Here is a 14,300-nt window from a genome sequence, read left to right as displayed (position 1 = left end):
TGCGCAGATGAAACACACGCTCTTCCTCTTCGACCTCGACGACACCCTGCTCGACTTCAAGGCTTCCGAACAGCTCTCCTTCGTGCGCACGCTCGAAGCGCTGGGCATGCGCGAGGGCATCGACAGCCTGTTCCCGCAATACCAGGCGATCAACATCGCCCTGTGGCGCGAATTCGAACTGGGTGCCGTCTCGAAAGACTTCCTGAAAGTCGAGCGCTTCCGCCGCACCTTCGCCCAGAACGGCCTCGAGCTCGACGCGGCCGCCGCCAGCCACCTCTACCTCGAATCGCTGTCCGAGACCGTGGTCCTGATCGACGGCGCCAAACAGGTCTGCGAAGCCTTGTCCGCGATCGGCGAAGTCGGCATCATCACCAACGGCGTCGAGCACATCCAGACGCGGCGCATCGCCAGCTCGGGCCTGAAAGACCATATCTCCTTCGTCTCGACTTCGGAGGCCTGCGGCCACGCCAAGCCGGACAGCCGCTTCTTCGACTACGCGACGAAGATGGCGCGCGCCTTTGCGCACCACGAAACGGTGATCGTCGGCGACCGCCTGGATGCCGACATCCTCGGCGCCAACCGTTTCGGCATCGACAGCTGCTGGTTCAATCCGGGACGAATGCCGAACGCATCGGAGGCGCTGCCGACCTGCGAGGTGGCGACGCTGCACGAGATCGTGCCGGCCCTGAAGGCACTGGCCGTCGGCTGAACTTGGCGGGCGGCGGTAGAATAGCGCTTTTCGACAGTCCCTACCGTCATCGCCATGCACATCAATCCCGAACGCAGCACCCGCCCCGACTACGATCTGTTGGTACGCCAGGTCGTCAGCGTCCTCGAAGGCGAGCGCGACCTGACCGCCAACGCCGCGCAATTCTCGGCCCTGGTCTACGACACCCTCGCCGACCTGAACTGGGCCGGCTTCTACCTGACCGTGCCGAGCAAGAAAGGCAAAGGCGAAGACCTGCTGGTCGGCCCCTTCCAGGGCAAGCCGGCCTGCGCCCGCATCCCCTTCGGCCGCGGCGTCTGCGGCACCACCGCCGTGCAGCAGCAGACCATCGTCGTGCCGGACGTGCATGCCTTCCCGGGCCATATCGCCTGCGATTCGGCCTCGGCCTCGGAGATCGTGCTGCCGGTCATCAAGAACGGCAAGCTGGTCGGCGTGTTCGACATCGACAGCCCTTCTCTGAACCGTTTCTCGGACGAGGACAAGGCCGGGCTGGAAGCGATGGTCGCGGCTTTCGTGGACGCTACCGACTGCTGATACGGCTGATACAATCACGGAATTCGTACCTCACATCACTTTCCTCGTCATGAACCAACTCGAACAGCTCAAGCAGTACACCACCGTGGTGGCCGACACCGGCGACTTCCAGTCGATCAAGGCCTACGCGCCGCAGGATGCGACCACCAACCCGTCGCTGATCCTGAAAGCCGTGCAGAAGCCGGAATACCGTCCGCTGCTGGAAAAAGCCGTCGCCGAGTCGAACGGCGCCGGCGTCGAAGAAATCGTCGACCGCCTGCTGATCGCCTTCGGCGTCGAGATCCTGAAATACGTGCCGGGCCGCGTCTCGACCGAGATCGACGCTGCGCTGTCCTTCGACACCGAAGCCACCGTCGCCAAGGGCCGCGAACTGATCGCCCTGTACGAAGCCGCCGGCATTTCGCGCGAGCGCGTGCTGATCAAGATCGCCTCGACCTGGGAAGGCATCCGTGCCGCCGAGATCCTGGAAAAGGACGGCATCCGCTGCAACCTGACCCTGCTGTTCTCGCTGTGCCAGGCCGTCGCCTGCGCCGAAGCCGGCGTGCAGCTGATCTCGCCTTTCGTCGGCCGCATCTACGACTGGTACAAGAAATCGACCGGCACCGACTACCAGGGCGCCGACGATCCGGGCGTGCAGTCGGTCAAGCGCATCTACCAGTACTACCGCAAGTTCGGCTACAAGACCGAAGTCATGGGCGCAAGCTTCCGCAACACCTCGCAGATCCTGGAACTGGCCGGCTGCGACCTGCTGACCATCTCGCCGGACCTGCTGCAGAAGCTGGCCGATGCCGACGGCACCGTCGAGCGCAAGCTGGTGGCTGACGAGTCGGCCAACATCGAGAAAATCGCGATGGACGAGAAGACCTTCCGCTTCATGCTGAACGAAGACGCGATGGGCACCGAGAAGCTGGCCGAAGGCATCCGCGCCTTCTGCGCCGATTCGCTGAAGCTCAAGAAGATGATCGAGGAACTGCGCTAAGAATGGACTTGGATTCCCGCCTGCGCGGGAAGTCATTTCCGGCAATGCCGGGAATGACATTCGCACAAGGGCGGCTTTCGGGCCGCCCTTGTCGTTTACAGGCCGGCTTCTTCGGCCAGCGTACGCAGCATCTCCGCCGCCGCCATCTCGCGCGCCAGCGGCGCGCCCTGCCCGGCCCATTGCGCCGCGAACTCGTGGTTGCCGTTCTTCGAGGCGGCCGCATGCAGCTGCTTGGCCGCGTCGTAGGCCACCGGGTAGGCCGCCGCCGGCGGGCTGCCGGGGGCATCGCCGTGGGCGATCAGGCCGTTCAGCATGCCGCGCGCCGGACGCCCGGAGATGCTGGCTGTGAGCCGGGTCGCCATCGCGCGCTCGCTCTGCAGATTGGCGCGATACGCCGCGCTGGCCGAGGATTCCGGGCACAGGATGAAGGCCGTACCCAGCTGGGCCGCCGCCGCGCCCAGCTCGAACGCGGCCCGGATGCCGGCGCCGTCCATGATGCCGCCCGCGGCGATCACCGGCAGCCGGGTCTTCTTCGCCAGCAGCCGCACCAGCACCGAGGTGCTCAGGCGCTCGTCGGGCTGCTCCGGATCGAACATGCCGCGGTGCCCGCCGGCTTCGATGCCCTGGGCCACGATCGCGTGCACGCCGGCCGCTTCGATGATCTCCGCTTCGCGCAGGTTGGTCGCGGTCGCCATCGTATAGATGCCCGCTGCGTGGAAGGCGGCGAGGCGCTCGGCCGACGGCAGGCCAAAATGGAAACTCAGGACCGCCGGGCGCAGCTCGAGCAGCATCTCGAACATCGCGGCGTCATCGTTGAAGGACTTGTAGATCTCGTCCAGCGCGGTCGGCGCTGCGATGCCCGCGCTGCCGAACAGCGGCGCGAGGTGCGCCAGCCAGGCGGCCTCGCGGGCGGCGTCGCGCTGCGCCGGCACGTGGCAGAACAGGTTGGCATTGAACGGACGGTCGGTCAGGGCGCGCGTTTCTTCGATCATCTGGCGCGCCTGCGCGGCGTTGCTGGCGCCCAGGCCCAGCGAACCGAGTCCGCCGGCGTTCGACACCTCGGCCGCCATGCGCGGCGTCGACACCCCGGCCATCGGCGCCTGGATGATCGGATAGCGGATGCCTAGCCTTTCAAGGAACTGCTGGGACAAGCTCATGGTTTTCTCCTGTCGAATGCCGCCGCGGTCTTGCGGCATCTGCAAGAATACCGCAAGCGCCGCCCCTACTTCTTGCGGTGGAAGCGCCGCGCGCTGACCGGCTTGCCGCCGACGTAGCCGATGACTTCGATGTGCTCGGTATCGTAGACCAGCGGATAGCGGATGCGGGTCGTCTCGCCCGCGCGGCCGCAGGTGCTGCTGCGCAGCTGCAGCAGATAGGTCGGAATGCTGCCCTTGAGGCCGGCCAGGAAGCGGGTGCCGCGGCCGTCGACATACATGGTGCCGGGCTTTTCTTCCTGCAGCACGAATTCCTGGACGCACTTGGGCGTCGATCTGGCCGGGCCGGTCCAGGTCATCGTGCCGTCTTCGATGCGCAGCACCGTATAGGCGGCCGGCGCCTTCGGGTCCTCGTCCAGCAGCCATTTTCCGGCGAACGGCAGCGGCTGCGCCAGCGCGCCCGGCGCCCAGGCCAGTCCAAGCAGCAGCGTCGACAACAGCGCGCACCCGAACTTCATGCGCGCCCTGCCCGCAAGCCCTGCATGTAGGGATCGATCACGCAGCGGCCCAGCTCGAGCAAATCGAAGCCCTTCGGATCGAACATCCAGTTGCGGATCAGGCCGTCGATCATGGTCCACATCGCCAGCGCCACCGTGCGGGCGTCGACCTTCGAGCCGATCAGGCCGCGGTCGGCGGCCAGCCCGATGCGGCGCTCCGCGCGCGCCATCCAGTCGCTCATGCTGTGCTGGCGGCGGCAGCGCACCGCATCCAGCTCGTCGACGAATTCGACCTTCAGGGTGGCGATCTCGAACACGCGCCTGGCGCCCGGATCCTCGACCGTACGGCGCAGGACCGCCAGCATGTAGTCGCGCAGGTCGGCCAGCGGATCGCTCGATTCGGCGGCGTCCAGCACCTGCAGTTCGGCCTCCAGAGGCAGGGTCGCGCGTTCCATCATGGCGTTGAAGAGCGCGCCCTTGTCGTCGAAATGCCAATAGATTGCGCCGCGCGTCACGCCGGCGGCGCTTGCGATATGCTGCAAAGTCGTCCTGGACACGCCCTGCTCGACGAACAATTTTTCTGCGGCATCAAGAATGCTGTCACGCGTGGCAGCGGCCTCTTCTTTGGTTCTGCGGGCCATGATTCGCCTAGCTCCCTTTTTGGTGGTCGGAAAACATTAAACATACACTCGTGATAGTATATCTGGGTTTATTCAAAAGCCAGTGACGAATCGTTTTACGGTGCCAGTGTAGTGCCGTGGACGGTTTTGTCCTTTTTTCAACAGAAGGAAGCACTTAATGCGCTCTGCCCACTCTTCACCCTTGAATCTGACCAGGATTGCCGCGTGCACCCTGACCGCTCTGGCCCTGCTGTCGGCCTGCGGCCATAAGGACGCTGCCCAGGCCGGCGCCGGCGCGCCGGGCGGCAAGATGCCCGCGCCGCAAGTCGGCGTGATCACGACCAAGTTCCAGCCGGTCGCCCTCGAAACCGAACTGCCGGCTCGCGTCGAAGCGATCCGCGTGGCCGAGGTGCGTGCCCGCGTCAACGGCGTCGTCCTCAAGCGCCTGTTCACCGAGGGCAGCATGGTCAAGCAGGGCCAGTCCCTGTTCCAGATCGATCCGGAACCTTACCAGGCACAGGTCAACAGCGCCCAGGCCGCCCTCGGCCGCGCCCAGGCCACCCAGGCCTCGGCCGCCGCCACCGTCGAGCGCTACAAGCCGCTGGTCGAGGCCAACGCGGTCAGCAAGCAGGAGTACACCAACGCCGTCGCCGCCGCCAAGCAGGGTGAAGCCGACGTCAACGCCGCCAAGGCCCAGCTGCGCATCGCCCAGATCAACTACGGCTACGCCAACGTGTACGCCCCGATCTCGGGCCGCATCGGCCGTGCGCTGGTGACCGAAGGCGCACTCGTCTCGGCCCAGGAAGCCACCCAGCTGGCGCTGATCCAGCAGACCGACAACGTCTACCTGAACATCACCCAGTCCGCCGCCGAGCTGCAGCGCCTGCGCAAGAACGCCGGCAACAAGGGCATCGATTCGGCGATCCCGGTCTCGGTCGTCCTGGATGATGGCAGCGAACTCGGCCGCAAGGGCCGCCTGCTGTTCTCGGACGTGACGGTCGACCCGACCAGCGGCCAGGTCACCCTGCGCGCCCAGGTCGCCAATCCGGACAACGCCCTGCTGCCGGGCCAGTACGTGCGCGTGCGCCTGGCCCAGGCCGAACTGCCGTCGGGCATCCTGATCCCGCAGCAGGCCGTGACCCGCGGCGGCCAGACCGGCGACACCCTGATGGTGATCGGCGCCGACAACAAGCCGACCCCGCGCACCGTCAAGATCGCGTCGCAGGAAGGCAGCAACTGGGTCGTCGTCGACGGCCTGAAAGAAGGCGAGCGCGTGATGGTCGACGGCTTCCAGAAGCTGCAGATGCTGCCGCCGGGTACCCCGGTGCAGCCGGTGCCGTGGACCGCGCCGAACAGCGCTGCCCCGACCCCGGTCGCCGCTGCCGGCAACCCGGCTGCGCAGCCGAACGCTACCGGCGCCGCAGCCGCCAACGCAGCCACCGGCTCGCGTACCCCGGCCACCGGTACCCCGGCCGCCGGCGCTACCACTCCTGGCCAGAGCCGCCAGTAAGCGTAAAAGGAACAGGACTTTCCAATGGCACGTTTTTTTATTGACCGCCCAATTTTTGCCTGGGTGATCGCGCTGTTCATCATGGTGCTTGGTGGCGTCGCCATCAAATCCCTGCCGATCGCGCAATACCCGACCGTGGCGCCGCCTTCGATCGTCGTCAACGTCGCCTATCCGGGCGCGTCGGCACAGGTGCTCGAAGACTCCGTCATCTCCGTGATCGAACGCGAGATGAATGGCGCCCAAGGCATGATCTACATGGAATCGACCAGCCAGGCCAACGGCACCGGCTCGATCACCATCTCGTTCGAGACCGGCACCGACCCCGACCTGGCCCAGGTCGACGTCCAGAACCGCCTGTCGCGTGCGACCCCGCGCCTGCCGCCGGCCGTGACCCAACAGGGTGTGCGCGTCGACAAGGCCCGCTCCAACTTCCTGCTGTTCACCATCCTGTCGTCGGACGACCCGAACTGGGACCCGGTGGCGCTGGGCGACTATGCTTCGCGTAACGTGCTGCCCGAGATCCAGCGGATCAAGGGTGTGGGCCAGGCCCAGCTGTTCGGCACCGAGAAGGCGATGCGTATCTGGATCGATCCGGCCAAGCTGGTCGGCTTCAACCTGTCGCCGACCGACGTCAACACCGCCATCAGCCAGCAGAACGCCCAGGTCGCTTCCGGCACCATCGGCGACCTGCCGCTGAACGCCGGCCAGCAGATCACCGCGACCGTGGTCGTGACCGGCCAGCTGGCAACCGTCGAGCAGTTCGGCAACATCGTGCTGCGCGCAAACCCGGATGGCTCCACCGTGCGCCTGAAGGACGTGGCCAAGATCGAGATCGGCGGCCAGGCCTACGCTACCTCGGCGCGCCTGAACGGCAAGCCTTCGGCCGGTATCGGCGTGCAGCTGTCGCCGTCCGGTAACGCGCTGGAAACTGCCGACCTGATCAAGGCCCGCATGAAGGAACTGTCGAAGTTCTTCCCGCACGGCATGAAGTACACGATCCCGTACGACTCCACCACCTTCATCCAGATTTCGATCAGCCAGGTCGTCGAGACCCTGATCGAAGCGGTGATCCTGGTGTTCATCGTGATGTACGTGTTCCTGCAGAACATCCGCTACACCATCATCCCGACCATCGTGGTGCCGGTCGCCCTGCTCGGCTCCTTCGCCTGCCTGCTGGCGATGGGCTTCTCGATCAACGTTCTGACCATGTTCGGCATGGTCCTCGTCATCGGTATTGTGGTCGACGATGCCATTGTGGTGGTCGAGAACGTCGAGCGCATCATGTCCGAGGAAGGCTTGCCGCCGCTGCAGGCCACCCGCAAGGCGATGGGCCAGATCTCGGGCGCCATCATCGGCGTGACCGTGGTGCTGATGTCGGTGTTCGTGCCGCTGGCCTTCTTTGCCGGCGCGGTCGGCAACATCTACCGCCAGTTCTCGGCGGTGATGGTGACCTCGATCGCCTTCTCGGCCTTCCTGGCGCTGTCGCTGACGCCGGCGCTGTGCGCCACCCTGCTCAAGCCGGTCGACGCCGGTCACCACATGGAGAAGCGCGGCTTCTTCGGCTGGTTCAACCGCACCTTCACCAAGGGCGCCAAGCGCTATGAAGGCTTCGTCGGCAAGGTCCTGAAGCGTTCCGGCCGCGCGCTGGTCGTGTTCGTGCTGCTGCTGGGCGTGGTCGGCCTGATGTTCACCCGTCTGCCGAACTCCTTCCTGCCGAACGAAGACCAGGGCTACGTGATCGCCAACATCCAGCTGCCGCCGGGTGCCACCGTCGAACGCACCGGCACCGTGCTGCGCGCGCTGGAAGACTACGTCATGAAGCAACCGGAATACGCCAACATCGTGGCAGTGACCGGCTTCTCGTTCTCGGGCCAGGGCCAGAACATGGGTCTCGCCTTCATCCCGCTGAAATCCTGGGACGAGCGCAAGGGCCAGGGCCAGGATGCGCAATCCTTCGCCAACCGCATCACCATGCACATGGGTGCGCTGCGCGACTCCTTCATCTTCGTGGTGAGCCCGCCACCGATTCCCGAACTGGGCACCGGCACCGGCTTCTCGTTCCGCCTGCAGGACCGCGGCGGCAACGGCCACGAAGCGCTGGTGAAAGCACGTAACCAGATGCTGGGCATGGCCATGCAGAGCAAGGTCCTGACCGGCCTGCGTCCGGAAGGTCTGGAAGACGCGCCGCAGCTGAAACTCAACATCGACCGCGATAAGGCGCAAGCCCTGGGCGTGAGCTTCGGCGCGATCAACCAGGCGCTGTCGACCTCGCTGGGTTCGGCCTACGTGAACGACTTCCCGAACGCCGGCCGCCTGCAGCGCGTCATCGTGCAGGCCGACGCCAAGGACCGCATGCAGCCGGACGACCTGCTGCGCATCAACGCCCTCAACACCAAGGGCCAACCGGTGCCGCTGTCGGCCTTCGCCAACACCGAGTGGATCACCGGTCCGATGCAGACCATCCGCTACAACGGCTACCCGTCGATGAAGATCACCGGCGAACCTGCGCCGGGCTACTCGAGCGGCCAGGCACTGGAAGAGATGCAGCGCCTGGCAGCCCAGCTGCCGCCTGGCTTCGCCTACGAATGGACCGGCCAGTCGCGTGAGGAAATCCTGTCCGGCTCGACCGTGTTCGTGCTGATCGGCTTCGCGCTGCTGGCGGTGTTCCTGGCCCTGGCCGCGCTGTATGAAAGCTGGTCGATCCCGGTCTCGGTGCTGCTGGTCGTGCCGCTGGGCGTGCTCGGCTCGCTGCTGGCCGCATCGATGCGCGGCATGTCGAACGACGTCTACTTCAAGGTCGGCCTGATCACCATCATCGGCCTGGCGGCGAAGAACGCGATCCTGATCGTGGAATTCGCGAAGGACCTGCAGGCCCAGGGCAAGTCGCCGTTCGAGGCGGCGCTGGAAGCGGCCCACCTGCGTTTCCGTCCGATTATCATGACCTCGCTGGCCTTCATCCTCGGCGTGCTGCCGCTGGTGATCGCAGGCGGTGCCGGCGCGGCTTCGCAGCACGCCATCGGTACCGGCGTGATGGGCGGCATGGTCACGGCAACCGCGCTGGGCGTGATCTTTGTGCCGGTGTTCTTCGTCGTGATCCGCAGCTTCTTCAAAGGCAGCAAGCGCCAGCAGGAGATCTACGCACACCACGCCGACGGCGCCGGCATTGCGAAGGAAGAGATGAAATGAAAAATATGAAAAATGTCCTGACGCCCCTCGTGCTGGCCCTGTCGCTGGCCGGCTGCGTGAACCTGGCGCCGAAGTACGAGCGCCCGGCCGCGCCGGTGGCCGGCGGCTTCCCGACGGTGGCCGGCACCGTCAACAGCGGCAACCCGGTTGCCGCCGAGGCCCCGGCCAACATCGCCTGGCAGCGCTTCTTCGCGGATGCGCGCCTGCAGCAGCTGATCCAGCTGGCGCTGGCCAACAACCGCGACCTGCGCGTCTCGATCCTGAACATCGAGCAGGCCCGTGCCGCCTTCCAGATCCAGCGTGCGGCACGCTTCCCGGCAATCAACGCCGGCATCACCGGCAACCGCGCCTCGACGCCTGGCGACCTGCCGCTGACCAGCAACTACCAGGTCGGCCTGTCGGTCACGGCCTTCGAGCTCGACCTGTTCGGCCGCGTGAAGAACCTGAGCGATGCGGCGCTGGCGCAGTACCTGGCGACCGAGGAAGCACGCAAGTCGACGCAGATCAGCCTGATCGCGCAGGTGGCCAACACCTACCTGACCTTCCTGGCCGACGAGGAACTGCTGGGACTGACCCAGCAGACCCTCAAGACGCGCGAAGAATCGCTGCGTCTGTCGCGCCTGCGCTTCGAGAACGGCGTCACGTCCAAGCTCGACCTCGACCAGGCGGTCTCGCTGGTCGAACAGGCGCGCACCACGCTGGCCCAGGCCCAGCGCCAGCGCGCCCAGGACCTGAACCTGCTGACCCTGCTGATCGGCCAGCCGATTCCGGATAACCTGCCGCCGGGCGCCACGCTGGCATCGACCCAGCTGCCCGACCTGCCGGCCGGCATGCCGTCCGACCTGCTGATCTCGCGTCCGGACATCCGCGCCGCCGAGCAGCAGCTGATCGCGGCGAATGCCGACATCGGCGCGGCGCGCGCGAACTACTTCCCGCGCATCACGCTGACCGGCAGCGGCGGCACCGCCAGCACGGAGCTGTCCGGCCTGTTCAAGTCCGGCTCCTACGGCTGGAGCTTCGCGCCGCAGGCGATCCTGCCGCTGTTCGACTTCGGCGCCCGCCGCGCCGGCGTCGAGAGCGCCCGCGCCGGCCGCGACATCGCCGTGGCCCAGTACGAACGGTCGATCCAGACTGCGTTCCGCGAAGTGTCGGACGCGCTGGCCGGCCAGGCCACCTTCAGCGAGCAGCTGCGTGCCCAGCAGGCGGTGGCGGCGGCGGAAGCCGACCGCTTCAACCTGTCGGACCTGCGCTACCGCAACGGTACCGCCAGCTACCTCGACCTGCTGGATGCCCAGCGTTCGCTGTTCATCGCCCAGCAGCAGGCGATCGAAGCGAACCTGGCGCGCCTGCAGAACCAGGTGAACCTGTACCGCGTGCTGGGTGGCGGCTGGAGCGAAGGGGCGAACGCCAACGCGACTGCCTCGCGCTGACTGAACGCGCGCGTTCAAGCGGACGCGCGCACGATTGGAAGGTCCCGGACCGGGGCCGGTTATGCAATTTCGGTATCATGAAATCGCAGACCGGCCCCGGTCTTTTTTCGTCTCTTCCATGCCATGCGAACCTTTCTGCGCGCACATTGGAAAGCCCTCGTCGCCATCGCCATTCTCGTGGTGCTGGCGCTGTTCACCGTGACGCCCGGAGCCGCCGTGTCCCAACCCTCGCTTGCCCTGCGCCTGCGCAGCCACGTCACCGCCATCGCTTCCACCGAGCACAACACGGCCACGCCCGTCCAGCTGGAAGCGGCGGCGCGCTACATCGAGGACGTGCTGCAGGACGAGGGCTATGCGATCCGGCGCCAGGAATACAAGGCCGGCGGGCAGAAGGTGCGCAACATCGAGGTGTCGGTGGCGAACGTCGATGCCGGCAAGAAGCCGGCGCGTATCTTCATCGTCGGCGCCCATTACGACTCGGCGCCGGGGGCGCCGGGAATCCTCGCGGATTCCCCCAACGACAACGGCAGCGGCACCGCCGCCGTGCTGGAGCTGGCGCGTTTGCTGAAGAACATGCGCCCGAGCCAGGGCACCGAAGTGAAGTTCGTCTTCTTCGTCAACGAGGAGCCGCCCTGGCTTAGTGGAGAACTGCGAGGAGAGGAGATGGGCAGCATGCAGCACGCGCGCAAGCTGCACGCCGAAGGCCAGAAGGTCGAGGGCGCGCTGGTGCTGGAAACCATCGGCTGGTATTCGCAGCGGCGCCACAGCCAGCAGCTGCCGCCGGGCATGGAGGGGCGCTACCCGGACACCGGTAATTTCATCGCCTTTGTCGGCACGCTGGAATCCTCGCGCCTGGTGCAGGACGCCCTGTCCGCCTTCCGCGCCGCCTCCGACTTCCCGGCCCACGGCCTGGCGGCGCCGGCCTATGTGCAGGGCGTGACCTTTTCCGATCACGCTTCCTACAACCGCTTCGGCTATCCGGCGATCATGATCACGGACACCGCCTTCATGCGCTACCCCTACTACCACACCGCCGAGGACACGCCGGACAAGGTCGACTACGACAGCACGGCGCGCGTGGTGCAGGGCCTGGCGCGCACGATCACGGCGCTGGCGGCCGGCGCACAGGGCTGAGCGCATGGGCGGGAAACTCGCGGATGTCGGCTTCCTCGGTTTCGACGTGTTCGGCACGGTGGTCGACTGGCGTGCCGGCGTAGCGCGCGCGGCGGCGCCCTTTCTCGAGCACCACGGCTTGCGTCTCGATCCCTTCGATTTCGCGAATGCCTGGCGCGCGCTCTATCAACCCGCGATGGAAAAGGTGCGCTCGGGCCAGCGGCCCTGGGTCAGGCTGGACGTGCTGCAGCGCGAGAACCTGGAACAGCTGCTGGCTGCGCACGGCGTGGCAGCAGGCGACATCCCCGAGGCAGAGCTGGCGGACTTGACGCGCGCCTGGGAAAGGCTGGACCCCTGGCCCGACGCGGTCGAAGGCTTGGCGCGCCTGAAACGCCGCTTCGCCATCGCGCCGATCTCGAACGGGCACATCGCCGGCATGCTGCAGCTGGCCCGCTTCGGCGGCCTGCCCTGGGATGCGATCCTGGGTGCGGAGGTTTCGCGGACCTACAAGCCGCAGCCGGCCACCTACCTGCAACCGCTGGACGCGGCCGGCTTCGCGCCGGCGCAGGCGGCGATGGTAGCGGCGCACAACGCCGACCTGCGGGCGGCGCGGGCACTGGGCATGCGCACCGTGTTCGTGCGCCGGCCGCATGAGTATGGGCCGGACCAGGACACGGACCTGCGGGCGGAAGAGGACTGGGATGTGGTGGCGGAATCGCTGACCGAGGTGGCCGATATCCTCGGCTGCCTGTGAGCGATCGCGCCGGGTTTATTTTTCGTCGGACAGGTAAAGATCGGTGTAGACCCTGGCCAGCCGCTCGGCGGCTTCGCGCTGCTTCTCGGGGATGCGGCCGAAAACGCGCGCGAGGCCTTCGCTGGTCTGGCGGCGGATCGCGGCATCGTCGCCATCGACAGCCGGGGTGCGCCGGTAGCTGGCGTCGACGCAGCGATACCAGGCATAGGCTTCGACCTCATTCGCCGTGGCGCCCTTCCCTTCATCGTAAGCAACGGCCAGGTGCCACTGCGATTCGCGATGCTTCATTTCCGCGGCGGCCCGCCACAGCGCCACCGCGCGCACCGGGTCCGCTTCGCCGCCCATGCCGTAATACAGCAGGAAACCGAGGTTGTTGTAGGCTTCCGCGTAAGGCTGGGCGACCAGCTTGCCCCAATGCTGGCGGGCCGCGGCGTAATCCTTGGCGCGGAATGCCTCGACGCCGCGGTTGTACACCGCGATGTCGTCCGCCTGCGCCAGCGCGTTCAGAGAGACCGCCAGCAGCATGGCGGCCGTCAGGAGGGTCTTTTTCATCATTCCGCCAAAAACATCTCGTGCAGATCGTTGAGGAAGCGCTGCCCCAGCTCGGTCGGGCGGATCACCTTGAAGTCGCGGTACAGCAAGCCTTTGGCCTCGGCTTCGTTGAGCGTCTTCTCGATGGCCGTGATCGACATGCCGGTGCGCTCGCCGAACAGGTTCGGGTCGAAGCCATCAAGCAGGCGCAGCGTGTTGAGCATGAATTCGAAGCCCATCTCGGCGCGCGTGATCTCGTGCTCCTCGTGCACCGCATTGCCCTTTTGCGCCGCTTCGATGAAGGACGCCGGCTGCTTGTAGCGCGCCTGGCGCAGCACGCGGTGCGGGAAGGACAGCTTCGAATGCGCGCCGGCGCCGATGCCGAGATAGTCGCCGAACTGCCAGTAGTTCAGGTTGTGGCGCGCGCGGTGGCCGGGCCGGGCGTAGGCCGAGACCTCGTAGTGCTCGTAGCCGGCGCCCGCCATCTTCTCGTGGATCATGTCCTGGATGTCCGCGCTCTCGTCGTCGTCGGGCAGCTGCGGCGGGTACTTGGCGAAGACCGTGTTCGGCTCCATCGTCAGGTGGTACAGCGACAGGTGCGGCGGCGCGTAGGACAGTGCGGTATCGATGTCGCGCTGCGCTTCTTCGAGCGTCTGCCCGGGCAGCGCGAACATCAGGTCGAGGTTGAAGTTGTCGAAGTTGGCCTGGGCGATCTCGATCGCCTTGCGCGCTTCGTTCTCGTCGTGGATGCGGCCCAGCGCCTGCAGGTGCCTGCCGTTGAAGCTCTGGATGCCGATCGACAGGCGGTTGATGCCGCTGGCGCGGTAGGCCTTGAATTTTTCCGCCTCGAAGGTGCCGGGATTCGCTTCCATCGTGATCTCGGCGTTGATCTCCAGCGGCAGCAGGGTGCGCAGGTCGGACAGCAGGCGGTCGAGGCCGGCGGCCGACATCAGGCTGGGCGTGCCGCCGCCGATGAACACGGTCTGGATCTTGCGTCCCCAGATCAGCGGCAGCGACTGTTCGAGGTCGAGGCGCAGCGCGTCCAGGTAGGCCTGCTCGGGCACCGGTCCCTTCGACTCGTGCGAATTGAAGTCGCAATACGGGCATTTGCGCACGCACCACGGCCAGTGGATGTACAGCGACAGCGGCGGCAGCGCCGTCAGGTTCAGGGAACCGGGCTGCAGGTATTGCAGGGCGGCGGTGGCGGGATTACGCGGCTCGGTGTTCGCCGCCACGCCGTTGCCGACGGGTTTAATCGGAATCAT

The 14,300-nt window shown here is 66.4% G+C and carries 13 protein-coding genes; 8 read left to right on the top strand and 5 right to left on the bottom strand.

Annotated elements, in window-relative coordinates:
• Window positions 1–7 precede the first annotated feature (7 nt).
• The 3 genes from NX782_RS09925 to tal are packed head-to-tail and all read left to right on the top strand — an operon-like array spanning window position 8 to window position 2,240.
• Window positions 8–709, top strand: a complete 702-nt coding sequence (locus NX782_RS09925) for a YjjG family noncanonical pyrimidine nucleotidase (protein ID WP_258845287.1) — start codon at window positions 8–10, stop codon at window positions 707–709.
• A gap of 54 nt (window positions 710–763) precedes the next feature.
• Window positions 764–1,261 (top strand): free L-methionine (R)-S-oxide reductase MsrC, encoded by a 498-nt coding sequence (msrC, locus tag NX782_RS09920; protein WP_258845286.1) that lies wholly within the window; start codon window positions 764–766, stop codon window positions 1,259–1,261.
• Between the two features lie 49 nt (window positions 1,262–1,310).
• Window positions 1,311–2,240: a transaldolase gene (tal, locus tag NX782_RS09915; protein WP_258845285.1), complete on the top strand. Its 930-nt coding sequence runs from the start codon at window positions 1,311–1,313 to the stop codon at window positions 2,238–2,240.
• 95 nt (window positions 2,241–2,335) lie between these two features.
• Here the strand turns inward: tal and NX782_RS09910 are convergent, their stop codons facing one another.
• The 3 genes from NX782_RS09910 to NX782_RS09900 form a co-directional block, all read right to left on the bottom strand.
• Window positions 2,336–3,397: an NAD(P)H-dependent flavin oxidoreductase gene (locus NX782_RS09910; RefSeq protein WP_308632896.1), complete on the bottom strand. Its 1,062-nt coding sequence runs from the start codon at window positions 3,395–3,397 to the stop codon at window positions 2,336–2,338.
• Between the two features lie 65 nt (window positions 3,398–3,462).
• A complete protein-coding gene (locus NX782_RS09905) occupies window positions 3,463–3,912 on the bottom strand; it encodes a hypothetical protein (protein WP_258845284.1) in 450 nt (149 codons plus the stop codon).
• Window positions 3,909–4,532: a TetR family transcriptional regulator gene (locus tag NX782_RS09900; RefSeq protein WP_258845283.1), complete on the bottom strand. Its 624-nt coding sequence runs from the start codon at window positions 4,530–4,532 to the stop codon at window positions 3,909–3,911. Before NX782_RS09900 ends, NX782_RS09905 begins: the two co-directional genes overlap by 4 nt.
• 157 nt (window positions 4,533–4,689) lie before the next feature.
• Between NX782_RS09900 and NX782_RS09895 the strand changes: the two genes are divergently transcribed.
• From NX782_RS09895 to NX782_RS09875, 5 genes are all read left to right on the top strand, one after another.
• A complete protein-coding gene (locus tag NX782_RS09895; protein WP_258845282.1) occupies window positions 4,690–6,021 on the top strand; it encodes an efflux RND transporter periplasmic adaptor subunit in 1,332 nt (443 codons plus the stop codon).
• 24 nt (window positions 6,022–6,045) lie between these two features.
• The gene (locus tag NX782_RS09890) at window positions 6,046–9,207 is read left to right on the top strand and encodes an efflux RND transporter permease subunit (RefSeq protein WP_258845281.1); all 3,162 of its coding nucleotides are present in this window, start codon (window positions 6,046–6,048) and stop codon (window positions 9,205–9,207) included.
• Between the two features lie 5 nt (window positions 9,208–9,212).
• Complete coding sequence (locus NX782_RS09885) at window positions 9,213–10,637, top strand: efflux transporter outer membrane subunit (protein WP_370661784.1); 1,425 nt, start codon at window positions 9,213–9,215, stop codon at window positions 10,635–10,637.
• A 123-nt stretch (window positions 10,638–10,760) separates the two neighbouring features.
• On the top strand, window positions 10,761–11,771 hold the full coding sequence (locus NX782_RS09880) for a M28 family peptidase (RefSeq protein ID WP_258845279.1): 1,011 nt from the start codon (window positions 10,761–10,763) through the stop codon (window positions 11,769–11,771).
• A 4-nt stretch (window positions 11,772–11,775) separates the two neighbouring features.
• Complete coding sequence (locus NX782_RS09875) at window positions 11,776–12,504, top strand: haloacid dehalogenase type II (protein WP_258845278.1); 729 nt, start codon at window positions 11,776–11,778, stop codon at window positions 12,502–12,504.
• A 15-nt stretch (window positions 12,505–12,519) separates the two neighbouring features.
• Here NX782_RS09875 and NX782_RS09870 read toward each other — a convergent pair whose 3' ends face one another.
• Complete coding sequence (locus NX782_RS09870; RefSeq protein ID WP_258845277.1) at window positions 12,520–13,056, bottom strand: tetratricopeptide repeat protein; 537 nt, start codon at window positions 13,054–13,056, stop codon at window positions 12,520–12,522.
• A complete protein-coding gene (gene hemW, locus NX782_RS09865) occupies window positions 13,056–14,300 on the bottom strand; it encodes a radical SAM family heme chaperone HemW (RefSeq protein WP_258845276.1) in 1,245 nt (414 codons plus the stop codon). The genes NX782_RS09870 and hemW overlap by 1 nt, the downstream gene beginning before the upstream one ends.

Source organism: Massilia norwichensis (assembly GCF_024753245.1).
In the GTDB taxonomy this organism is placed as follows: Bacteria; Pseudomonadota; Gammaproteobacteria; order Burkholderiales; family Burkholderiaceae_D; genus Telluria; species Telluria norwichensis.
This window is presented reverse-complemented; position numbering and strand designations above follow the sequence as displayed.